Below are 23,967 nucleotides of genomic sequence, written 5' to 3'. Positions count from 1 at the left end.
AGGAAAATTTTGTTCTAACAATGCAATATGATGAAATCATGGTGCGCTATGGTGAGCTTTCAACCAAAGGGCGCAATCAAAAGAACTTCATTGACCGATTGGGAGCCAACGTCACTAAGGCGCTGCATGGCTTTGATCAGGTTAAGATTCATCCGCAAAGAGACCGGATGCATATTGATTTAAACGGTGCTGACAGTGATCAAGTGATGGACCGCCTAAAGCAGGTCTTTGGCATTCAGACCTTCTCGCCGTCGCTGCGTGTTGATAGTGACTTTGAGGCCGTTAAAAAAGCGGCTGCCAAGATGATTAGAGAACAGGTTAAAAAGCCGGCAACGTTTAAGATCAGTACTCGGCATGCTGACCATGGCTTCCCAATGGGTACATTTGAGATGAATCGTGAGCTGGGGGCCTACCTGCTGAAAGAATTTCCCAACCTTTTGACGGTTGACGTCCATCATCCAGATATTGATCTGATGGTTGAAATTCGCAAGAGCGGGATTTATTTGACCAGTGAAAAGATCAAAGGTGCCGGTGGCCTGCCAGTTGGGACAGCGGGTAAGGGCATGATGATGCTCTCTGGTGGAATCGATTCGCCGGTAGCTGCCTATCTGGCCATGAAGCGTGGGGTCTCCTTGGAAATGGTGCACTTTTATAGTCCACCATACACCAGCGAACAAGCACTGGCCAAGTCAAAGGAGCTGACCAGCAAGCTGGCTAAGTACTGTGGCAGCATCAAGTTTATCCAGGTCCCATTTACCGAGATTCAGGAAACGGTTAAAGAAAAAGTACCTGAAGGCTATCTGATGACCGTTCAGCGCCGATTGATGCTTAGACTGGCTGCAGCGCTGGCCATGAAGCGACACGGCCTGGCCATCTTCAATGGTGAGAGCCTTGGGCAGGTAGCCTCGCAGACGATGGAGAGCATGGTGGCCATTAACGATGTAACGACGTGGCCGGTTCTGCGTCCGGTGTTGTCGTTTGATAAGACTGAAATCATCAAGATCGCTGAAGAAATCGATACCTACGAGCTGTCGATTCTGCCATATGAGGACTGCTGCACGGTCTTTACGCCACCTTCGCCAAAGACCAAGCCAAACCTGAAACGGGCACGATCCTACGAGGCACGGTTGGACGTCGAGGGCTTGATGCAGCGAGCACTGGACAATATCAAGATTACAGAGATTCATGCCGGTGACGAATTCCTAAACCAAAATCAGGACGTTTTTGCTGAATTGCTGTAAAATTTAAGCTGATGCAAGACTTTTTAATGCATCAGCTTTTTTATTTCAAACACCGGATTTGGCTATTCGAATGGTGCTAAATTTGGTATACTGTTCCCACACAAAATTAAAAAACGCTGTGAAACTGAAAGGAGCGTTCATCGTGGAAGTTACTGTCAATGGTGAGAAGATGCAGCTGGTCGGCAATCCGCCAGAAGTAGGTACGGAAATTCCTCACTTTAAGCTGTTTGATGCTCAGAATCAACGGGTTAAGACTCGTGAGCTGCTGGGCAAGCCAACTTTATTTTCAGTCGTACCAGACATCAATACATCGGTTTGCTCGCTGCAGTCACGCAAATTCAACAAGGCAATGGCTGAATATCCTGACGTCCGCTTGATTACGGTCTCCACCAATCCAATTAACGAACAGAAGGGCTGGTGCGCGGCCAATGATATCCCAAATGCTGAGCTTTTATCTGATTATGAACAGTCATTTGGCTATGCAATGAAACTTTTGATTCCTGATGAAGGGGTCTTGGCGCGCTCAATCTTCCTCATTGATGCTGACGGTCAGATCGTCTATTCACAGATTGTTCCTGAAATGACGCATGAACCAGACTATCTGGCAGCATTGAACGCAGTTGAGAAACTTAGCAAGTCAGCCGAATAATTAAAAAATTATTTGAATCGACTTGACGTTATCAAAAATTTCTTTTATCATTACGCTATTCAAGCATTGAACGAGAGAGTAGATTCGACAAGACCGTTCAGAGAGACTCGGTTGCTGAAAAAGAGTCCCGTCAGTCGAATTGAAGGTAGCTCGCGAGCAGAAGCACTGAAACCAAGTAGGTGATTCCGGTTCATGGCCGATATCCCATGTTAGAGCGGAAACTTTCATCAGTAGAGTTTCAATTTAGGTGGTACCGCGAGCAGACTCGTCCTAATTTATTAGGACGGGTCTTTTTAGTTTAATGCCGATCAATCAACAACAACTGTAAATCTGAAAGGGGAACTTGCCATGTCAGAAAAGAACATGTCCACCAAGTTCAACCCAGCTTCAATTGAAGAAGGGCGCTATCAATGGTGGATCGATGAAGGGTTCTTTAAGCCAAGCGGCGATAAGAAAGCCAAACCATATTCAATCGTTATTCCACCTCCTAACGTTACCGGTAAGCTGCACTTGGGTCACGCCTGGGACACGACGCTGCAGGATATGGTCATTCGTCAAAAACGGATGCAGGGCTACGATGTTTTATGGCTGCCAGGGATGGATCATGCCGGAATCGCAACGCAGGCCAAGGTTGAAGCTCGTCTGCGCGAACAAGGCATTTCACGCTATGACTTGGGTCGTGAAAAGTTTGTTCAGCAGGTCTGGGACTGGAAAGACGAATATGCCGATATTATTCACAAGCAATGGGCCAAGATGGGGATCTCGGTAGACTACGATCGTGAGCGCTTTACCCTTGATGAAGGGCTGAATAAGGCTGTGCGCAAGGTCTTTGTTGATCTGTACAACAAGGGTCTAATCTACCGGGCAACCTACATCATCAACTGGGACCCACAGGCACGGACGGCGCTTTCTGACATGGAGGTTATCCATAAAGACGACAAGGGTGCCTTCTACCATGTCAAGTACCCATTCACGGATGGTACGACGTTTAATGGCAAGGATTACATTGAAGTTGCCACGACGCGTCCTGAAACCATGTTTGGTGATGAAGCCGTTGCCGTAAACCCAAATGATGAACGTTACAAGGAACTGGTCGGCAAGCATGTCATGGTACCACTGGTCAACCGTGAGATCGAAATCATTGCCGATGATTACGTAACGCCAGACTTTGGTACTGGGATGGTTAAAATCACGCCGGCACATGACCCCAACGACTTCTTGGTCGGCAAGCGTCATAATCTGCCAGAGCTCAACACGATGAATGAGGATGCCTCGTTAAACGAAAATGCCGGCAAATACTGCGGCATGGATCGTTTCGAGGCTCGTAAGGCAATCGTCAAAGATTTGGAAGACGGCGGCTACATGCTTAAGATTGACCCAATCGTGCACTCAGTTGGCCATTCTGAACGAACGGGCGTACAGGTTGAGTCGCGTCTTTCCACGCAATGGTTCGTTAAGATGAAGCCACTGGCCGAAAAAGCATTGGCCAACCAAAAGACGGCTGATCGGGTCAACTTTGTCCCAGAACGGTTCGAGCATACTTTCAACCAATGGATGGAAAACGTTCATGACTGGGTCATCTCACGTCAATTATGGTGGGGCCACCGCATTCCAGCCTGGTACAACAAGCAGACTGGTGAAATGTACGTTGGTATGGAAGCACCAAAGGACGCCGAAAACTGGGAACAGGATAAAGATGTGCTGGATACCTGGTTCAGCTCGGCTTTGTGGCCATTTTCAACGATGGGCTGGCCAGATACGGATTCTGCTGACTTTAAGCGCTACTTCCCAACCAACACGCTAGTTAGCGGCTATGACATCATCTTCTTCTGGGTTGCCCGGATGATCTTCCAGTCACTTGAGTTTACTGGCAAGGCACCATTCCACAACGTCTTGTTGCACGGATTGATTCGTGACGAGCAAGGTCGTAAGATGAGCAAGTCATTGGGCAACGGGATTGACCCAATGGACGTCATTGAAAAGTATGGTACGGATGCATTGCGCTGGTTCCTGGTTACGGGTTCCACGCCTGGTCAAGATATTCGTTTCTCTTACAAGAAGATGGATGCGGCCTGGAACTTTATTAACAAGATCTGGAATGCCAGCCGTTACGTAATCATGAACCTTGGCGACATGCAAGGTGCACCAAAGCTGCCGGCCCAAGATAAGTGGGATCTGGCTGACCGTTGGATTTTGAGTCGTTTGAACGCAACGGTCAAGCAGGTTACTGAACAGTTTGAATCGTTTGATTTTGGTGAGGCCTGCCGCTGTCTGTACAACTTCATCTGGAACGACTTCTGTGACTGGTACATTGAAATGACTAAGGAAAAGCTCAACAATGGTACTGAAGCAGAAAAGGCCGACACTAAGAACATCTTGGGCTACGTGCTCGACCAAACGCTTAAACTGATGCACCCAATCATGCCATTCGTTACTGAAGCACTGTGGCAAGACATGCCTCATGAAGGCAAGTCGATCATGATTGCCGACTACCCAGTCGTTCATGATGAGTTCACCGATGAGAAATCCGAAGAACAGATGAAACGTCTGATCGAATTGATCACTGCTGTCCGCAACATCCGTAACGAAGCCAATGCACCAATGTCCAAGCCGGTTGACCTGCTGATCAAGACTGATGACCAAGCTGATGCTGACATGCTTTTGGCTAATGAGGACTACATCAAGCGCTTCTGCCACCCAGCCAATCTGCAGATTGCTACCGATACGCAAGCACCAAAGCTGGCCATGAGCGGGATCGTAACCGGTGCTGAAGTCTACATTCCAATGGCTGAGCTGGTTGATCTTAAAGAAGAGCAAGCCCGGATGGAAAAAGAAATTGCCAAGTTGGAAAAAGAGGTTCAACGCTCGGAAAAGAAGCTTGGCAACGAGAAATTTGTCAACAATGCTCCAGAAGCCGTTGTTGCTGAAGAACGGACTAAGGCTGCCGAATGGAAACAAAAGCTGGAGGCAGCTCAGACTCGTCTTGAATCACTCAAGAATGCTTAAAACGAGGGTTGCTAATCCCGACTTTTTAACCTAGTTTAAATTAAATACGTTGGCATCCCCAGGGTTCATCTGAGCTTTGGGGATGTTTTTTTAAAATCAATTCGACTTTTGCGAACAATTGTTCTATAATGAGCAGTAAAAATGAAAGGATTCATCATGACCAACATTCAAAACTATGATGACGCGTTGGCGTTTATTCACGGTCGTACCAAGTTCAAAAAAATTCCTACACTCAAGCGTATGCGGCGATTTTTACAAGAGTTGGGCAATCCGCAGGAAAACCTTGATTATCTGCATATTACGGGAACCAACGGCAAAGGGTCGACAACGGCTATGCTGAGATCAATGCTGATGGCAGACGGCCTGAGCGTAGGGACGTTTACTTCACCGTTTATCGTTCGTTTTAATGAGCGTATTTCATTAAATGGTCAACCGATTCCTGATGATGAGCTGGTTAAGACGGTTCAAAAAGTTGCGCCGGTTGTTGACTATCTGGATGAGGTTTTGCCAGAGGGTGGTCCAACTGAATTTGAGATTGATACGGCAATTATGTTTACCTGGTTTGCCAAAATGCGGCCAGACGTCGTCATTCTTGAAGTGGGGATTGGCGGTCTGTTTGACTCGACCAACGTCATCGTACCCAAGGTCAGTGGCATCGTCTCTGTTGGTTACGATCATATGCATGTTTTGGGCGATACACTGGGCGAGATTGCTGCTCAAAAAGCTGGGATCATCAAGCCTAAGGTTCCGGTCGTAATCGGCAGACTGCCCAAAGCCGCACGTCAGGTGATCATAGAGGCTGCTCAAGACAAGCAGGCACCATTGTATGAAAATGGTCGCCAATTTACGGCCAAAAAGCTAAATGACCATCAATTGAAAAATGAGATTGAATATGATGGCTTGATGATCCACCGTCAAAGATTTCAGTTGGGACTGTTGGGTGAGTATCAAGTTGACAATGCTGCCGTTGCGATTACCATGGCTCAGCTTTATTTAAAGCAGCAAGGACTGCAGATTGACGTTAGGTCGTTTCGGCAGGGACTGGCTGATACGCGTTGGCCAGGTCGCTTGGAGGTCGTTAACGACTCGCCGCTGGTAGTCTTGGATGGAGCACATAATCTCCCTGGGATGCAGGCTTTAACGACGACAATCAAAGACGATTTTAAAAACATGGAGATTTATGTTTTGGTAGCCATTTTGGCAGATAAGCAGTATCAGTTGATGTTGGGTGAGATTGCCAGCTTGCCTAACGTACATTTAATGCTGACCAATTTTGCCGGACCAGGTCCCAAGCGACCAAGTGCCGACTTAAAAAAAGCGGCTCAAGACATTGAGACGCGTTGGCCAATCAAAACAGCTGCCAGCTGGCAGGAAGGACTGCTAAAAATTTCTAAGGAGGCTTCGGCAGACGATGCTATTTTGATTACCGGCTCTTTGTATTTCATCTCAGAAGTGCGCAGTTTTTTCGTTAATTCGGTTGCTGAAAATTAAGGTTATTTGATTTTTAACCGAAAAAATACTATCTGCTCTAGTCTGCATATAGTATTGGCAGGGGAGGTAATCAAATGATCGAAAAAACTTGTCAGCAGCGTTATGTCACACTGGTCAACATGGTATTTAGCAAGGAAGAGGATCTGGCCAATCATTTTTTAGAACTGTTTCCAACGCCGGCAGTTTTTCGCTGCATGACTATGGAAGAGCAGGATGCCTTTTTAGGTTATGATCGGAAACGACTCAAGCCGGTTTTGGCGGCTATTGAGCTGGGCAGTTTGATTCTAACCTGTCCGCACGAGATTTTAGGGCATGCCTATTCCAGCAATGAAGTTGGTCAGTTTTTAATGGACGAGATGGCTGATCAGACACAAGAATCAGTCGAGATTCTCTGTACGGACGTGCATAACGAAATTATTGCTCGGCACTGTTTGTTTAAAGGAGGGCAAGCCGAATGCATGCTCTATCCTGATCAGATTTTTCGCTATGCGCTTCACTGGAACTCATTTGGCCTGATCATGGTACACAATCATCCTTCAGGTGATCCTGCGCCATCCAGACAGGATTTGAGCTTTATGAGTCGATTGGAGCAGGGCTGCCAGCTTTTGGGACTGCATTTATTGGACTGTCTGGTGATTGGCAGTCAAGACTACTACAGCTGGCGTGAAAGTCAGGAAAGTCATGCGACATTTAATGGTCAAATTGCGAATTGAATTTTAAAATTCGGTTAAGGAACTCCCAATGATGAATAGCAATGCTGTTTTTCTTTAGCGTTTGGTGTATAGTAATGTCTGTTAATTTAACGTTCGGCTATGGTATAATATCAACGCTATTGTATTATGAAAAAGAACGACTACTTTTGTATACGAAGGGAAGAAACAGATTGCTAGGAATTGGAGCAAAAAATATTGGCATCGACCTTGGGACGGCCAATACTATTGTTTACATTGAAGGCAAGGGCATCGTTTTGCGTGAACCATCCGTAGTTGCTCGCAACAAAAAGAGCGGCGAGGTCATTGCGGTTGGCGAAGAAGCACGCGACATGATCGGCCGTACGCCAGCAAGCATCGTGGCAATTCGCCCAATGAAAGACGGCGTAATTGCTGATTATGACACGACGGTTGCCATGATGAAGCACTACATGGAAAAGGCCTTGGGTAAAAACGGCGGCAAGCCATATGTAATGGTCTGCGTACCAAGCGGCGTTACGGAAGTTGAAAAGCGTGCCGTAATTGACGCGACGCGGGTTGCCGGTGCTCGAGATGCCTATGTGATCGAAGAGCCTTTTGCAGCTGCAATTGGTGCTGGTCTGCCGGTTATGGACCCAACTGGCAGCATGGTTGTTGATATTGGTGGTGGTACGACCGATGTTGCTACGATCTCGCTTGGTGGGATTGTTTCCAGCCGCTCGATTCGAATGGCTGGGGACAAGATGAACGATGCAATTGCTCAATTCGTTCGTCAAAACAAGAACCTGCTGATCGGTGAACGGACGGCCGAAAAGCTCAAGTGGGATATCGGCTCAGCTTCGGTTGAAGCAGCTAAGGAAATGGGCACGACTGAGGTTCGCGGTCGTGACCTGGTAACCGGTCTGCCACAAACCAAGGAAGTTTCGGCGGTTGACGTCTCCAATGCTTTGCAAGACGTTGTGGAAGCCATCATTGAAGCCATCAAGGGAACGTTGGAAGAAACCTCGCCTGAAATTGCGGCTGATGTCATTGATCATGGGATCGTCCTGACTGGTGGCGGTGCCTTGCTTAAGCATTTGCCAGAGGTTATTGCCGACGCTACCAAAGTACCGGTATTTATCGCCAATGATCCATTAGACTGCGTTGCTATCGGGACTGGTGAGTCACTGAAGAGCATCGACGTGATGAAAAAGAGCAAGTAGTCACGATTCAGAGTAAAGAGAATAACTGATATACAGTTAACAGGGCGGGGCTGGTCGCAAAACGATTTGTTTTGCCCAGCCCCGTTAAATGTATCTGGATGCATTGGAGGATAAAAATGCAGAAGTTTTTTTCGAATCGCCGCTTGGTAATTACAGTGGTAATTCTGGTGGCCTGCTTTGGCTTGATGGGTGGCTCGGTTGCCATGCGCAATCGTCGTTCGACACCGCCACTGATTCAGCAGTTTGGCAATGACATCGTTGGTTTTGCTGATGACATTGTGGCCTATCCGGTTAATGCAGTCCAAAGTGGCGTCAGCTCAGTTTCTGAATTGATGAATGCCTACACGGAAAATCGTGAACTCAAGCAAAAAGTTTCTGAACTGGCGCAGGTTAAGGTTCGCGATCAAACGCTGGCCAAAGAAAATAAGGAGCTTAAAGCTGAACTGAAGCTTAAAAGCTCACTAACGGACTATTCAACCGTCAGTGCGGCCGTAATGTCAAGAACACCTTCGTCATGGCAGCAACAGTTGGTCATCAATAAGGGACAGACCAGCGGCATTAAGAAAAATATGCCAGTGCTTTCTGGTGGTGGCTTGATTGGTCGCGTCTCTGAGGTTAACAAGACCAACAGTAAGGTTGAACTGCTCAGTGATACCAGCGAGTCATCCAACCGTTTTTCAATAGTGATTAATGGCTCGGATGGCAAAAACGTTAACGGGATTATTACCGGCTACAATGCCAGAACCAATGAATTGATCATGGGTCAGGTAACCTCAACGGCTAAAATCAAAAAAGGCGCCAAGGTCATGACCAACGGAATGGGCGGGATTACGCCTAAAGGGCTCTATGTCGGTAAGGTCTCTCGCATCGGTAAGGACGATTATGGTTTGGCTAAGAAAGTCTACATCAAGCCAGCCACCAACTTTAATGAGATCAATATCGTTACGGTAGCGGAATTAAACGATTAGAGGCGGTGCGACATGTATAGATTATCCCGGTTGAAATACGTATTTCCCTTGGGCCTGTTTGTTGCACTGTTTCTGGATGGCTCTTTAAGCAGGGTCTTTGCGGACTTTTTCTTTCATTACCCATACGCAATGGTTAGCCAGCTGGTGATTGTCTGGCTGGTCTGCGCCTATTTTTTTGAAGGCGACGTGCAAATTCCGCTAATGGGCTTTGCAGTGGCAGCAGGGATTGTCTGCGACCTTTATTATTCTGGAATCTTGGGCCTATTTATGTTTCTTTATCCGATGGTTGTTGGCTTAACCAAATTACTGGCTAAATATATGACACCGAGCTTTCCGATAATTATTTTGATTTTCTTGATTGATCTGGTGGTTTTTGAGTTTTTTAATTATTGGGCCTATGCAGCGATTGGCATTGCCAAGGTTGGCTTGACTGGCTTTTTGCTGGACACGCTCTTGCCGACTTTAGCATTGAACCTGGTTTACTTGATAGTTTTGTACCTGCCGTTGCAAAAGCTGATTACCTGGGCTGCCGATACAGAGCGGCGCTAAATTTACACAGAAGTATTGACAAGATCGCAGGATGATAGTAAGATACTGACAATTATTAAAAAACGATAACAAAAACAAAGAACAGACTAGTAGCTGTTTAGTCATCTGCTCAGCGAGTCGCGGTTGATGGGAAGCGACCAGAGGACAACAGTGAATCACATCTGCGAGTTGGGCGATTGAATCGAGTAAGTCGCTCCGGGGAAGCCCGTTACAGCACAGAGTTTAAATTTGAACTCGCTGAGGCAGCCTGGCGTGAGCCGGCTGCAATGATGAGGTGGAACCGCGGCAACGCCCTCTGAGCCATGTGCTCGGGGGCGTTTTTGCTTTCCTTGAAGATTTGAACTTGATGAGGCACTGGCTGTGAAGCCTTTGTAAATCCGAGGTGGGATCACGCTACGGCGTCCTCGACAGTCAAGGTGACTGTTGGGGACGTTTTTTGTTATCGAAGCATTTGAGGGAGGTTTTATTATGTCAATGCACTACGTTATGGAGATTCTGCCGTCGCTTTTGCAGGGCGCCGGCATGACCTTGAAGCTTTTTTTCTGGACGCTGATTGGCTCATTGCCTTTGGGAATTTTGGTCAGCTTGGGGTTAACGTCTAAGTTCCGGCCGCTGCAGTGGATCCTTGAGATCTATGTCTGGCTGATGCGAGGAACGCCACTTTTGCTGCAGCTGATCTTTGTCTTTTACGGTTTGCCGATTGTCGGAATTGTCTTTCAACGCTATGATGCGGCTTTGTTTGCCTTTATTCTTAACTATGGTGCCTACTTTGCTGAAATTTTCCGTGGCGGCTTTCAATCCATTGATCAAGGCCAATACGAAGCTGCACGAGTACTGCGCTTGAGCTATGGTCAGACGCTGCGCAAGATTGTGATCCCACAGGTGGTCAAGATCGTGATTCCTTCGATTGGTAATGAAGTCATCAACTTGGTCAAAGACTCATCCTTGGTATACGTAATTGGACTTGGCGATCTGCTGCGGGCCGGCAACGTTGCCACGGCACGAGACGTAACGCTGGTACCATTGCTTTTGGTCGGCTTGATCTATCTGATTTTGATTGGGATCTGCACGTTTATCCTAAACAAGGTTGAAAAGCGCTACTCATACTTTAGATAAAAGGAGGCCATGAATATGCTGGAAGTACAGGAACTGAAAAAAAGTTTTGGCGGTCGTCAAATTTTGGACGGTGTCAATCTAACGGTTAAAGATGGCGAGATTTTATGCATCGTTGGTCCATCCGGTGCCGGTAAGACGACGCTTTTGCGCTGCATTACCGGGTTGGAAGCAGCCGACAGCGGTAAATTCTTGATTGATGGCCGTCCTTTTGATCCTCAAGGAACGGAACGCTCTGACAGTGTAATTGGCGTTGTTTTTCAAGACTTTAATCTCTTTCCGAATCTGTCGGTGCTTGAAAACGTCACCTTGGCACCAACCTTGGTTTTGAAAAAGTCCAAAGATGAGGCTCAAAAAGATGCTGAAGAGCTTTTAAAAGAACTTGGTCTGGACGGCAAAGGTGATCTTTATCCATACCAGCTGTCAGGTGGTCAAAAGCAGCGGGTGGCGATTGCACGGGCCCTGGCAATGAAGCCCAAAATTCTTTGCTATGACGAGCCGACCTCAGCACTTGACCCCAATTTGCGAGATGAAGTGGCCAAATTGATTCTTGGCTTGAAAAAAGACGGCATGACGCAACTGGTGGTTACGCACGATATGGACTTTGCTCAAAAAGTTGCTGACGATATTTTGCAGGTTAAGGCCTTGGATCAGCAATAAAAATGGGGGCAGGAAAATTGAAGAAGTTTAAGTATTGGCTGCTGTTGCTGCTGATCTTGCCGGTCATGCTGCTGAGCGGCTGCGAAAACGTAACGCAGCGTGCCAACACACAGGATACCTGGAAGCAGATTCAGCGACGCGGCAAGGTAGTGATTGGCCTTGATGATAGTTTCGTGCCAATGGGCTTTCGCCAAAAAAACGGCAAGTTGGTGGGCTATGACATCGATCTGGCCAAGGCAGTGTTTAAGCAGTATGGCATCAAGGTTGATTTTCAAACGATCGACTGGTCGATGAAAGAAACCGAACTGAAAAACGGGACCATTGATCTATTATGGAATGGTTATTCAGTGACTCCGCAACGAGCCAAAAAGGTTGCCTTTAGCCGAGTCTACTTGCTTAACAAGCAGGTCTTGGTTACCAAGAAAAAAGATCACATCAATAATTTCAGTGATATGAAAGGCAAGAGCTTGGGGGTTCAAAATGGTTCAACGGGGGCTGCGGTCTTGGATGAATACCCTAAGCTGCTGAAAGACCGCATTAAAAATCACAAAGCCGTGCTCTATGATACCTTCCCTGATGCATTTATCGATTTGAATGCCAACCGAATTCAAGGGATCTTGATGGATGAGGTCTATGCCGACTACTACATCAAGCACCAAAAAGACAGTTCGGCCTATCAAGTCTATACTGACTCGAAGATGCCGCAAGACTATTTTGCCGTGGGCATGCGCAAGGGTGATAAGACGCTGCAAAAGAAGGTCAATGAAGGCCTGGCCAAACTGCAAAAGAATGGCGAACTGCGTCGGATCAATAAGAAATGGTTTGGCATCAGCAGCAATTACCTGGGGCCAGTTAAAAAATAAAATCATTTATCAACGAGGACGTGCACCAGCGCGTCCTCGTTTGTAATTTATCGTAGAATCAAGTAAGATGAAATATTGTATCTATCAGCAAGAATGAAACATGACGATTGCAATTCGTCAATTAATTTGGAAATGAGGGTAATATGGTGGATTTTAATCTGCAGCCAGGCGTCAGACTGCATGTCAAGCCGACGTCACGGTTTCACGTTAATCGAATCCTGGTCAACTTTGCTACGCCGCAAACCGTTGACAATCCGGCATCACGCAACCTATTGGCTAATCTTTTGGAGACCAGCACGGCCAAATATCCAACACAGACGGCATTTGCCAAGGCACTAAATCATCTGTATGGTGCCGATGCCAGTGCCAGCGTCGGTCGCATTGGCTATGCGCATACGCTACGAGTCCGTGCTGAGGCAGTCGATGATCGGTTTGCACAGCCGGGCGTTTTTGCCAGCCTGGTTGAGATTTTATATCAGATGATCTTTTGTCCACTGATTAAAGATGGTGCTTTTGATGAGGCAACCTTTAAGACACAGCGGCAAAATGTCGTTAACGAATTAGCCTCAATCAAGGAAAATAAGCAATATTATGCAGCCTGGCAATTGGATCGTCTTTATTATGATCAGAGCTCTTTGATGCGCATTCCCAGCTATGGCCGTTTAAAAGATCTAGAAAAGATTACGCCATCATCACTGGTTTCAACCTATCATGATATGCTTGATCATGATCAGGTTGATATCTTCGTTTATGGCAACGTGGATCCGCAAATGGTATTTGATTTGTTTAGTCAGTGGCCATTAAAGCCACGTCAGTCACCATTGCCACAAGATGTCTGCTATCGTCAGCCATTTCATCATCGCGTGCGTGAATTGACTGAGCATCAAGACGTTAACCAGGCCAAATTGAATCTGGCCTATCATTTTCCGGTTTTTTATCGTGATGAGAACTACTATGCAGCCTTGGTCATGAATGGAATCCTGGGCGGCACGCCATATTCCAAGCTGTTTGCCAATGTGCGTGAAAAAGCCAGCCTGGCTTATTATGCCTCTAGTCAATTACGATTGTTCAGCAGTCATTTGGCAATTCAAACCGGGATTGATGCACAAAACCGATCCCAAGCCCAGCAACTAATCGAAGCTCAGGTCAAAGCAGTTCAAGCAGGTGACTTTACCGAAATGGTTATGCAAGAAGTTAAGGATGCCTTGATCAACCAGTATCAAACCGGTCTGGATGCACCTGGCGGTATCGTTGAACACTGGCTGGTTGACTGTATGAGCAACCACCTGCCGGCTGAAAACGTCGTTGAGTCGTTGCAGCAGGTTAGTCACGACCAGGTTGCTAAATTGGCTCAAAAGCTTCAGCTGCAGGCAGTCTATTTTTTGGATGGTGAAGAATAATGCAGCAGTTTAAATATCCAAAATTTAATCAAACCGTGTATCAACAACGCCTGACAAATGGTCTTTTAGTAACCATGCTGCCAATGGAAAGCTTTCACAAGACCTATGCCGTTTTGTCGACTGAGTTTGGCTCAATCGACAATGCATTTGTGCCGGTTGGAAAAGATGAGCTGTTGACGCTTCCAGACGGCGTAGCGCATTTTTTGGAACATAAGATGTTTGAAAAGGCTGATCATGATGCCTTTGATCTGTTTGGCAGGCTGGGAGCCGATGCCAATGCATTTACCAGCTTCACGCAGACGCGCTACCTGTTTTCAACAACTTCACATCTGCATGAAAATCTAGATGTATTACTGGATTTTGTACAGGATCCATATTTTACTGAGCAGACTGTGGCAAAAGAAAAGGGGATCATTGGTCAAGAAATCACTATGTACAATGACGATCCTGGCTGGCGACTGTATTTGGGGATGCTGGGCAATCTGTATCCTAATGATCCGATGCGCATTGATATTGCTGGTACGCAGGAATCAATTCAAAAAATTACGGCTGAAATGCTTTATGATGCCTATCGAACGTTTTATCAGCCAGCCAATATGAATCTGTTTATTGCTGGCAAGCTTGACATTGATCAGACCTTAGCGTGGGTTGAGCAGAATCAGGCCCAAAAGCATTTCGATACACCTAGTCTGCCTAAGCGCCTGGCTGTGATCAGCGATCCAGATGCCAATGACGTGATTCCATTTCGTACGCTGACGATGGCGGTTGAACGTCCCAAGGTCATGGTTGGATTGCGTGGTATTCAGCAGCTTGACGATGGCAAACAGCGGCTGCTTTATAAGTGGCGGATCAATCTGCTTTTGGCAATGCTGTTTGACGAGACCTCGGCCAATTTTTTGCGATTATATGATGCGGGTATTATTGATGACTCGTTTAACTATAATTTTGAGATTCAGCGCGGCTTTCATCTGGCAACGTTCAGCACGGATACGGATCAGATGGAGCAATTTAGCGATGCCATGATTCAGATTTTAAAAGAAGCTCCTAAACAGCTAGAAGCAGTCAAGAATCAGTTTGAAGACATTAAGCATGCGATGCTGGGCCGTTTAATCAATCAGTTGGACTCACCAGAAAACATAGCGGTGCTTTATGGCGGCGGCTACTTTGATCATGCTACGCTGCTTGATGAGATCGAGATTTTGCGTGGTATTGAATATGATGAATTGACGACTGCAATCGATCAGTTTATTAAGCCTGAACGACTCTCGGTCTATCAGATTGTGCCACCGACGAAATAAGCGTTTCTTAAAATTTGTCGTGGTGATAGTATGCTATACTGGTCTAGGTTATGGACAAATTTAATAAAGAATGAGGATTAGGTATGAGTGAAAACGAAGAAAAACGACCAGAAGTTGGTAAAAAGCTTCATGATGCTCGGGTAGCCAAGGGATTGACCCTCGATGACCTGCAGCAGGCAACCAAGATTCAAAAGCGCTACTTGATTGCCATCGAAGACGAAAAATTTGATGAGCTGCCTGGTGACTTTTACGTACGGGCGTTTGTCAAGCAGTATGCCGATACGGTTGGCCTGGACGGCGAGGACTTGTTAAAGGAATACGATGACGATCTGCCTAAAGCCAAGACTGATGAATATTCAGAACATATTGCTCAAGCCGTTGAGACCCGGGCTACTTCAAAACGCAAGCTTACCAAGGTCAACGATGCCAGAAAGTATCTGCCAACACTGATTGCAATTATTGTCGTTATCGTGGTTTTGGCTGCTATCTGGCTGACGGCAATCGTCCGCAGCCACAAGGATTCATCAACTAAGATTGACAACAGCTCGGTTAAGGTTTCCGGTGAATCAAGCAAGAAGTCTTCCAGCTCAAGTAAAAAGAAGTCTTCATCAAGCTCAAAGAAAACGTCAAGTAATATTAAGCTGACGGCAACGAATCGGACCAGCAGTGCCGTTACGTTTACCGGCGATGCCTTGAGCAAGGACACGGCGCTGACGATCAAGACTTCCGGCCAGGCTTGGAATGCCGTAACGGTAGACAACTCACAGCGTCTAAGCAAGACGATGAGTGCCAACCAAACGGAAACGATCAAGATTGCCAAGAGCGCGCAAACAATCGTCTTAACGCTTGGCAATGCCAGTGCAACGACGGTCAAGCTCGGCAATACTACGCTTGATCTGACGCAAAGCAACACTTATCCAAACACGCGGACGGTCACGATCAAGCTTGGCAATACCACGCAATCGTCCTCAGCCTCATCGACTTCTTCATCGACGACGGCAACCAGCTCATCACAAAGCACTTCATCAACGACTAGTGCAAGCAACTTGAGTTCAAGTTCGACGACTGCTTCGTCAACGCAGACGACCGCATCCAGTACGCGTTAATTCAATCAAATAGGGGGAAGTTTCGTTGAATCTACCAAACAAATTAACCATCGTCCGGCTGATTATTATTCCGTTTTTCTTAATCTTAATGGTCGTACCATTTGGCTGGGGAAGCGTAACTTTTTGGGGTGCCACGATTCCGGTTGCCGAACTGATTGCGGCAATTTTATTTATCGCAGCTACGATTACCGATAATCTAGATGGTCGGATTGCGCGGCGCGATCATTTGGTAACCAATTTTGGTAAGTTTGCAGATCCATTGGCTGACAAGCTGCTGGTCATGACGGCATTTATCGTTTTGACTGGTCAAGGCGTTGTACCTTCTTGGGTAACGACTATCATTATCTGGCGTGAGCTTTCGGTAACGGGATTACGATTGCTTTTGGTTGAGCAAAACGGGACGGTATTGGCTGCCAAGATGCCAGGCAAGATCAAGACGACTACGCAGTTTATCGCTATTATCTTCTTGTTGATGCATAATGTGATCTTTGCCATTTGGAATATTCCATTTGGCCAGATCATGCTCTACATCTGCCTGTTCTTTACGATTTACTCAGGAATCGACTACTTCGTTAAGGGGCGGGGCGTTTTTGCGGATGGTTTTAAATAAAAGCAAAGAAGCAGTCTTCTAAGGCAAATGAGCTTTAGCGGCTGCTTTTTTTGATTTTTTAAATGCATTAGCCGATAATCGGCATATATTAAGTTGAGGGGGATGACTTATGGAAGCAGAAATTATCTCAATCGGAACCGAAATTATCTTGGGGCAGATTGTCAATACCAATGCCCGCTTTTTGGCTGATCAATTGCGACGGCTCGATATAAATGCATATTGGCAGACGACGACTGATGATGATCCCAAGCACATTCAAGCAGCCATCAGACAGGCACAAAAGCGGGCTCAGCTGATCTTTGTCTGCGGCGGTCTGGGACCAACGCCTGATGATCAGACCATGGCCAGTACGGCAAAGGCAATTGGTGTTGAATTAGCTTTAGATGATAATCAGTGGCAAAAAATTCAAGCTGATTTTACAGCCCGACAGACGCAAATGACGCCAGAAAATATTAAAATGGCCTACTATCTAAAAGGGGGCCAACCGTTATCCAATCCAACCGGCATGGCAATTGGGGCCTATTTGAATCATCAAGATCACACCTATGTCGTTTTGCCAGGACCACCACGTGAATTCAAGCCAATGGTCACGCAAAGTCTCATACCGCTTTTAAAGCAGCAATTTGGCAGCGGGCGGGCTATTTACGGCCACAATCTGCATTTTTTGGGCCAACCAGAATCGCTTTTGATGGATGAGATTAATCAGATATTGGTCGATGCCAGGATTGATGGCGTCTTAGCAACCTCATACGTTCAACCTGGTGAGATTCAGGTACGACTGACGATTCATGATGTCACTGAAGATCAGGCACTTTTGCGACTAACGGCCGCTGAACAGGCAATTTTTAAACAACTTGGCCAATACTGTTTTGGGATTGGCGAGCATGTCACGCTGGCTGCACAGGTTGTCAAATTACTCCAGGAGCATCACTGGACGATCACCAGTGCCGAAAGCTTAACGGGTGGCATGTTCCAGAGTACGATCTGCAGCGTACCAGGCGCCTCGAAAGTCTTTAATGGTGGTTTTGTAACCTATGCTGCTCAGGCTAAGGAACAGCTGCTGGGCGTTTCTCCAAGCATTATCGATCGGTATGGTGTTGTCAGTGCTCAAACCGCTAAGGCAATGGCTGAAGGCTGTCAACAAAAGATGAATGCGAAAGTCGGGGTCTCGTTTACCGGTGTTGCGGGTCCCGATGCTTTGGAAAACCAGCCGGCAGGGACGGTTTGGATCGGGATTGCAATCAAAGGTCAGCCAACTCAGACCAGGCTGCTGCATCTGTCACCGAAAATGGCAACGCGCCAATGGATTCGGCAGCGCAGTGTTCAAATGGGATTATTGTACGTCTACTGGGCACTGCAAAATAAAACGAACTAATGTTCACTTTTTGCTTGTCTTTTACCCTCGATTACTGATAAGATAGTTACAGACAACTTCGGACATAAGGAGGAAAACATTTTGGCTGATCAACGACAGGCAGCGCTGGAAAATGCACTGCGCAAGATCGAAAAAAACTTCGGTAAGGGTTCCATCATGCGAATGGGCGATGCTGCCGACACCAAGATTGCAACGGTCTCCAGTGGCTCATTGGCAATTGACGAGGCATTGGGGGTAGGTGGCTATCCACGTGGCCGAATCATTGAAATGTATGGTCCAGAAAGTTCTGGTAAGACGACGGTAGCGCTGCATGCCGTTGCTGAAGTGCAAAAACGCGGCGGTACGGCAGCCTACATTGATGCCGAAAACGCATTGGATCCTCAATATGCTCAGGCATTGGGGGTTAATGTCAAGGATCTGTTGCTCTCTCAGCCCGATACCGGTGAAGAGGGACTGGAGATTGCGGATGCCTTGATTGCCAGTGGGGCGGTCGACATCGTTATTGTCGACTCAGTAGCCGCACTGGTTCCACGAGCCGAAATTGAAGGTGAGATGGGTGATACTCACGTTGGTCTGCAGGCACGTCTGATGTCGCAGGCTTTGCGGAAGCTTTCTGGTGAGATTAATAAGACCAAGACGATTGCCATCTTTATCAATCAGATTCGTGAAAAAGTCGGTGTGATGTTTGGGAATCCAGAAACGACGCCGGGTGGCCGAGCCCTTAAATTCTACTCCACGATTCGAATGGAGATTCGGCGTGGTGAGCAGCTAAAAGATGGAACCGAGGTAATCGGTAACCGTGCCAAGATTAAGGTCGTCAAAAATAAGGTTGCACCGCCATTTAGAAAGGCTGAGGTCGACATCATGTACGGTCAGGGAATCTCTAAGACGGGTGAGGTTTTGGATATGGCCGTTGAAAAAGATCTGGTTAAAAAGAGTGGCGCATGGTATTCCTACGGCAATGAGCGAATTGGTCAAGGTCGTGAGAACGCCAAAAAGTGGTTTGAAGAACATCCAGAAGCGATGGCTGAGCTGACCAATAAGGTTCGAGTGGCCTATGGCATGGAACCGGATGCTTCATTAACGGCAGCTGCCAACAGCGAAAAAGACACTGCCAAGGACAAGAAACCACAGCAAGAAAGCCTGGATATGGCAACTGAAACCAAAGAAAAATAATTCATAAAACTCAGGTCTGATAATGATTGGCCTGGGTTTTATTTAGATTTGAACAATCTTTGTCAAGACATTAGGATTTGTTTAACTCGAATTGTTGACACCATTCTTAAGCACGATTAAAATTACTTTGTGTGCAAATTTTCATTTGTTCACTATTAATTAATTGTTAATTCAACCAACAACATAAAATAGTTGATGCGGAGGTGAAACGATGAGTGCTTTCGGCTTGTTAATCGCCGCGCTCGCTATGGTTGTCGGTATTATTGTCGGCTATGTAATTCGAAAAGTCTCTTATGAGAAACAAATTGCACAGGCGCACAATAGCGCCGAGGGAATTATCGCTGCTGCGAAAAAAGATGCTGCGACGGCCAAAAAAGAAGCTGTTTTAGAGGCTAAAGAAGAAAGTCACAGATATCGGGAAAGCGTGGAACAAGAGCTGAAAAAGCGCCGGGATGAGGTTCAGCGTCAAGAGGACCGCATGCTGCAGCGCGAAACCACGCTTGATCGCAAGGATAATGCCCTTGAAAAAAGAGAAAATGCAGTCAGTTCCCGCGAACGCAAGCTGGATCAAAGGAATGAGCAGATTCAAAAAAGTCAACAACATGTAACGCAATTGATTGAACAGCGTCAGGCTGAACTGGAAAAAGTAGCTCAGATGTCGCATGAAGATGCCAAAGAGCTGCTTTTGAAGCAGATCAAGAATGAATTGAAGACGGAACGAGAAGTCATGATCCGTGATAGTGAGCAGGCGGCAGAACTGACGGCTGATAAAAAGGCCAAGCAGCTGATTGTGGAAGCTATTCAGCGTAGTGCTGCCGACACGGTTTCAGAAGCAACGGTTTCCGTTGTTACCTTGCCAAATGATGATATGAAGGGTCGTATCATCGGACGTGAGGGACGCAACATTCGTACTTTGGAAACTTTAACCGGCATCGATCTGATTATCGACGATACGCCACAGGCAGTCGTTTTAAGCGGTTTTGATCCGGTGCGGCGTGAAATTGCCAAGATGGCTTTAGAGCGTCTGATCCAAGATGGTCGCATTCATCCAGCCAGAATCGAAGAAGCAGTTGAAAAAGCCCGTAAGGATATGGATGCTCAACTGCGTGAAACTGGTGAGCAGACCGTGTTTGATCTGGGACTGCATGCAATGCATCCAGATCTGATCAAGACGATTGGTCGGATGAAGTATCGGACTAGCTATGGCCAAAATGTTTTGGACCATTCAATTGAAGTTGCCAAGCTGGCAGGAATTATGGCTGCCGAGCTGGGCGAAGACGTTACCCTAGCGAAACGCGCTGGTTTATTGCATGATATCGGTAAAGCTGTTGACCATGAGGTTGATGGCTCACATGTCGAATTGGGGGTCGAGTTGACTCGCAAGTATAAAGAAAATCCGGTTGTAATCAACACAATTGCATCGCACCACGGCGACGTACCGGCAGAGTCAATCATTGCCGTATTGGTTCAAGCTGCCGATGCAATTTCAGGTGCTCGTCCAGGTGCACGCAGCGAGTCACTTGAGCAATACATTCAACGGCTCAAGAAACTAGAAGAGATCGCCAACCGTAATTCGGGCGTCGATCACAGCTATGCCATCCAAGCTGGTCGTGAGGTTCGTGTAATCGTCAAGCCAGATAAGATTACCGACTTACAGGCAACGGCTCTGGCACATGATATTAAAAAGGAAATCGAAGGACAGCTTGAATATCCTGGCCATATCAAGGTTACGGTTATTCGTGAAGTACGGGCCGTCGATTATGCCAAATAGTAAATAGGGATTGGAGAAGCGGTTCTTCAGTCCCTGTTTTGCGTTTTAGACGCAAAGTCATTAAAATTAAGAAATCAAAGATAAGCAGGTGAAAATTTTTGGCTAAAAAGCTTACGCCAATGATGGCACAATACCAACAAGTTAAAGACCAATATCCAGATGCTTTTTTGTTTTATCGATTAGGCGATTTTTATGAACTGTTTAATGATGATGCGGTCAAAGGCGCGCAAATCCTTGAATTGACGCTGACGACGCGCAATCACAGTGCTGCCAACCCGATTCCGATGTGTGGCGTTCCCCATAAGGCGGTTGATGGCTATGTCGATATTTTAATTGAAAAGGGCTATAAGGTAGCAATCTGTGAACAAATGGAGGATCCCAAAAAAGCCAAGGGAATGGTCAAGCGTGCCGTGACGCGTTTGATTACGCCAGGAACGCAGATGGATCAAAGTGGGGATGCAGCCCGCAGCAATAACTACCTGGCTGCTTTAAGACAGCAGGATCAGACTTTTGAGTTGGCTTATGCCGATTTGGCAACCGGTGAATTAAAAACGACCACGCTGCAAGGGAGCAATGCAGCACTTAACGAATTGATCAATCTGCAAACCAAGGAAATTGTCGTTGACGACTCATTGGTTGATGGACTTAAGCAGCAATTGACCAAGCGCAACATTCTGCTTTCAAAACAGCCCGAAATCTTAAAAAATGCTGAAGTCAGCTATTTAACCCAAGATCTGGAGCAAGCAGGTGAAAAGCAGGTCGTGGCTCAGCTGGTCTCTTATCTGCTGACAACGCAAAAACGCTCGCTTGATCATCTGCAAAAAGCTATTTCATATCAGCCAAGCTCATATATGAAGATCGATCATTATTCTAAGACCAATCTGGAATTAATGACCAATATGCGCAGTGGCAAGCGTCAAGGAACCTTGGCCTGGCTTTTGGATGAAACCAAGACGGCAATGGGTAGTCGACTGCTCAAACGCTGGCTGGATCGGCCATTGATTGACCAAGAGCAGATCGTTCAGCGGCAAGACAAGGTTCAGGTACTGCTTGACAACTATTTTGAAAGAAGCAATCTGCAGCAGGAACTGACTCAGGTATACGATCTGGAGCGTCTAGCCGGTCGAGTAGCCTATGGCAGCGTAAATGGCCGTGACTTGATTCAATTAAAGACCTCGCTTTTGCGGGTACCAAAGATTAAATATATCTTAGAAACGCTGGATGCACCGGTTTTTGACGATCTGGTAGCCAAGCTGGATCCACTGGCAGATATTGCTGATCTGATTCAGCGCGCAATTGCTGAAGAACCGCCGATCTCGGTAACAGATGGCGGCGTAATCAAATCCGGATACAATGATCAGTTAGACCAATATCGTGATGCTATGGACAACGGCAAGCAATGGATTGCTCAGCTGCAGGCTAAAGAGCGTGAGGCAACCGGTATCAGCAACCTTAAGATTGGCTACAACCATGTCTTTGGCTACTATATCGAAGTTACCAAGGCTAATTTGAGCAAGCTGCCAACCGATCGTTATGAACGCAAGCAGACGCTGACGAACGCTGAGCGCTTCAGCACGCCGGAGCTAAAGGAAAAAGAAGCCTTGATTTTAGGCGCACAGGAAAAATCAACGGCCCTGGAATACGACTTGTTCGTTGGCGTGCGCGAAACCGTCAAACAGGCAATCAATCGCCTGCAGTCACTGGCTAAGGCATTATCGGAACTGGATGTGCTGCAGAGCTTTGCCGTGGTGAGTGAGGACTATCATTTTGTACGACCAAAACTAAACCAGGAGCATCGTTTGATAATTAAAAACGGTCGCCATCCAGTAGTTGAAAAAGTAATGGGCTATCAAAAATACGTCCCCAATGACGTTTTGATGGATCCAAAGACTTCAATTCTGTTGATTACCGGGCCCAATATGTCGGGTAAAAGCACGTATATGCGCCAATTGGCCTTAACGGCGGTGATGGCGCAGATGGGCTGTTTTGTACCGGCTGACCAGGCAGATCTGCCGATTTTCGATCAGATCTTTACGCGAATCGGTGCAGCTGATGACCTGATTGCGGGCGAAAGTACGTTTATGGTCGAGATGATGGAAGCCAACAATGCCTTGCAGCACGCTACTGCCAATAGTTTGATTCTGTTTGACGAGATTGGGCGGGGAACGGCAACTTATGATGGAATGGCACTGGCTCAAGCGATCATTGAATACGTTCATGATCATATCGGCGCTAAGACGCTTTTTTCTACGCACTATCACGAACTGACCGATCTGGAGCAGACATTAAATCATCTGCACAACGTTCATGTAGGTGCCACTGAGGAAAATGGCGAGCTGGTCTTTTTGCATAAGATTGAAGACGGTCCTGCCGACAAGTCGTATGGGATTCATGTTGCCAAGCTGGCTGGGATGCCGACTGATCTGTTAAAACGTGCTGCCCAGATTCTCAGTCAGTTGGAGAGTCAAGACGAGATCAAGCTGACTGCGCTGAATCCGACTGAAGCACAAGCACAAAAAGCGACTGCAGTCGATACGGCACCAAGCGTTGAATCATCAGCTGCGCCAGTCAATGCCGTAGCTGAAAAAACGTTTCCGGCACCGCTTGTCTCAGAACCCGACGGTCAATTAGAACTGTTTGCTCCAGCGCCAGCAGTTAAAAAATCGCTTGCGGGTCTGGAAGAAAAGGTGATTCGCCAGCTTAAGAATCTGAATCTGATGGGGATGACGCCAATGGAAATCATGAATCAGGTTTATGAATGGCAGACCAGACTGGCAAAACAAAAGTGAGTTGAGACTTA

19 protein-coding genes and 2 other annotated features are annotated in these 23,967 nt (G+C 46.7%); all 19 genes read left to right on the top strand.

Annotated elements, in window-relative coordinates; all coding sequences use genetic code 11:
- Positions 1 to 20 precede the first annotated feature (20 nt).
- The 19 genes from thiI to mutS all read left to right on the top strand — a co-directional run bounded on the left by thiI (position 21) and on the right by mutS (position 23,956).
- Positions 21 to 1,241 (top strand): tRNA uracil 4-sulfurtransferase ThiI, encoded by a 1,221-nt coding sequence (thiI, locus tag QOS03_RS01655; RefSeq protein ID WP_283575141.1) that lies wholly within the window; start codon positions 21 to 23, stop codon positions 1,239 to 1,241.
- Between the two features lie 142 nt (positions 1,242 to 1,383).
- Positions 1,384 to 1,890 (top strand): thiol peroxidase, encoded by a 507-nt coding sequence (gene tpx / locus QOS03_RS01650; RefSeq protein ID WP_283575140.1) that lies wholly within the window; start codon positions 1,384 to 1,386, stop codon positions 1,888 to 1,890.
- A gap of 57 nt (positions 1,891 to 1,947) precedes the next feature.
- Positions 1,948 to 2,166: a binding site (T-box leader), on the top strand.
- A gap of 72 nt (positions 2,167 to 2,238) precedes the next feature.
- A complete protein-coding gene (locus tag QOS03_RS01645; protein ID WP_283575139.1) occupies positions 2,239 to 4,896 on the top strand; it encodes a valine--tRNA ligase in 2,658 nt (885 codons plus the stop codon).
- Positions 4,897 to 5,037: 141 nt separating this feature from the next.
- Positions 5,038 to 6,387 carry a bifunctional folylpolyglutamate synthase/dihydrofolate synthase gene (locus QOS03_RS01640; RefSeq protein WP_283575138.1) on the top strand — a complete coding sequence of 450 codons (1,350 nt, stop codon included), beginning with the start codon at positions 5,038 to 5,040 and terminating at the stop codon, positions 6,385 to 6,387.
- Positions 6,388 to 6,461: 74 nt separating this feature from the next.
- Positions 6,462 to 7,100, top strand: a complete 639-nt coding sequence (locus QOS03_RS01635) for a JAB domain-containing protein (protein ID WP_283575137.1) — start codon at positions 6,462 to 6,464, stop codon at positions 7,098 to 7,100.
- Between the two features lie 170 nt (positions 7,101 to 7,270).
- Positions 7,271 to 8,278 carry a rod shape-determining protein gene (locus QOS03_RS01630; RefSeq protein WP_006500252.1) on the top strand — a complete coding sequence of 336 codons (1,008 nt, stop codon included), beginning with the start codon at positions 7,271 to 7,273 and terminating at the stop codon, positions 8,276 to 8,278.
- 116 nt (positions 8,279 to 8,394) lie between these two features.
- The gene (gene mreC, locus QOS03_RS01625; protein WP_169461151.1) at positions 8,395 to 9,246 is read left to right on the top strand and encodes a rod shape-determining protein MreC; all 852 of its coding nucleotides are present in this window, start codon (positions 8,395 to 8,397) and stop codon (positions 9,244 to 9,246) included.
- A gap of 12 nt (positions 9,247 to 9,258) precedes the next feature.
- On the top strand, positions 9,259 to 9,795 hold the full coding sequence (gene mreD, locus QOS03_RS01620) for a rod shape-determining protein MreD (protein ID WP_283575136.1): 537 nt from the start codon (positions 9,259 to 9,261) through the stop codon (positions 9,793 to 9,795).
- 68 nt (positions 9,796 to 9,863) lie between these two features.
- Positions 9,864 to 10,094 (top strand) — a binding site (T-box leader).
- A gap of 175 nt (positions 10,095 to 10,269) precedes the next feature.
- Positions 10,270 to 10,911: an amino acid ABC transporter permease gene (locus QOS03_RS01615; protein WP_283575177.1), complete on the top strand. Its 642-nt coding sequence runs from the start codon at positions 10,270 to 10,272 to the stop codon at positions 10,909 to 10,911.
- 15 nt (positions 10,912 to 10,926) lie between these two features.
- The gene (locus QOS03_RS01610; RefSeq protein WP_169461148.1) at positions 10,927 to 11,568 is read left to right on the top strand and encodes an amino acid ABC transporter ATP-binding protein; all 642 of its coding nucleotides are present in this window, start codon (positions 10,927 to 10,929) and stop codon (positions 11,566 to 11,568) included.
- Positions 11,569 to 11,585: 17 nt separating this feature from the next.
- Positions 11,586 to 12,431 (top strand): amino acid ABC transporter substrate-binding protein, encoded by an 846-nt coding sequence (locus QOS03_RS01605; RefSeq protein ID WP_169461147.1) that lies wholly within the window; start codon positions 11,586 to 11,588, stop codon positions 12,429 to 12,431.
- Positions 12,432 to 12,574: 143 nt separating this feature from the next.
- On the top strand, positions 12,575 to 13,831 hold the full coding sequence (gene yfmF / locus QOS03_RS01600; RefSeq protein ID WP_272216419.1) for an EF-P 5-aminopentanol modification-associated protein YfmF: 1,257 nt from the start codon (positions 12,575 to 12,577) through the stop codon (positions 13,829 to 13,831).
- Positions 13,831 to 15,129: an EF-P 5-aminopentanol modification-associated protein YfmH gene (yfmH, locus tag QOS03_RS01595; RefSeq protein ID WP_283575135.1), complete on the top strand. Its 1,299-nt coding sequence runs from the start codon at positions 13,831 to 13,833 to the stop codon at positions 15,127 to 15,129. Before yfmF ends, yfmH begins: the two co-directional genes overlap by 1 nt.
- Positions 15,130 to 15,212: 83 nt before the next feature.
- Positions 15,213 to 16,235 (top strand): helix-turn-helix domain-containing protein, encoded by a 1,023-nt coding sequence (locus QOS03_RS01590; protein WP_283575134.1) that lies wholly within the window; start codon positions 15,213 to 15,215, stop codon positions 16,233 to 16,235.
- A 25-nt stretch (positions 16,236 to 16,260) separates the two neighbouring features.
- Positions 16,261 to 16,845, top strand: a complete 585-nt coding sequence (gene pgsA / locus QOS03_RS01585) for a CDP-diacylglycerol--glycerol-3-phosphate 3-phosphatidyltransferase (RefSeq protein WP_169461143.1) — start codon at positions 16,261 to 16,263, stop codon at positions 16,843 to 16,845.
- Positions 16,846 to 16,954: 109 nt separating this feature from the next.
- Positions 16,955 to 18,220 carry a competence/damage-inducible protein A gene (locus tag QOS03_RS01580; RefSeq protein ID WP_283575133.1) on the top strand — a complete coding sequence of 422 codons (1,266 nt, stop codon included), beginning with the start codon at positions 16,955 to 16,957 and terminating at the stop codon, positions 18,218 to 18,220.
- Between the two features lie 81 nt (positions 18,221 to 18,301).
- Positions 18,302 to 19,396, top strand: a complete 1,095-nt coding sequence (gene recA, locus QOS03_RS01575) for a recombinase RecA (protein ID WP_169461141.1) — start codon at positions 18,302 to 18,304, stop codon at positions 19,394 to 19,396.
- A gap of 211 nt (positions 19,397 to 19,607) precedes the next feature.
- On the top strand, positions 19,608 to 21,167 hold the full coding sequence (gene rny / locus QOS03_RS01570; RefSeq protein ID WP_169461140.1) for a ribonuclease Y: 1,560 nt from the start codon (positions 19,608 to 19,610) through the stop codon (positions 21,165 to 21,167).
- A gap of 98 nt (positions 21,168 to 21,265) precedes the next feature.
- Positions 21,266 to 23,956: a DNA mismatch repair protein MutS gene (mutS, locus tag QOS03_RS01565; RefSeq protein WP_283575132.1), complete on the top strand. Its 2,691-nt coding sequence runs from the start codon at positions 21,266 to 21,268 to the stop codon at positions 23,954 to 23,956.
- The last annotated feature ends 11 nt before the right edge of the window (positions 23,957 to 23,967 follow it).

It is taken from the genome of Limosilactobacillus pulli, from assembly GCF_947381555.1.
GTDB lineage: Bacteria > Bacillota > Bacilli > Lactobacillales > Lactobacillaceae > Limosilactobacillus > Limosilactobacillus pulli.
Note: the sequence above shows the minus strand (reverse complement) of the source record. Positions and strands in the feature narration are given on the sequence as shown.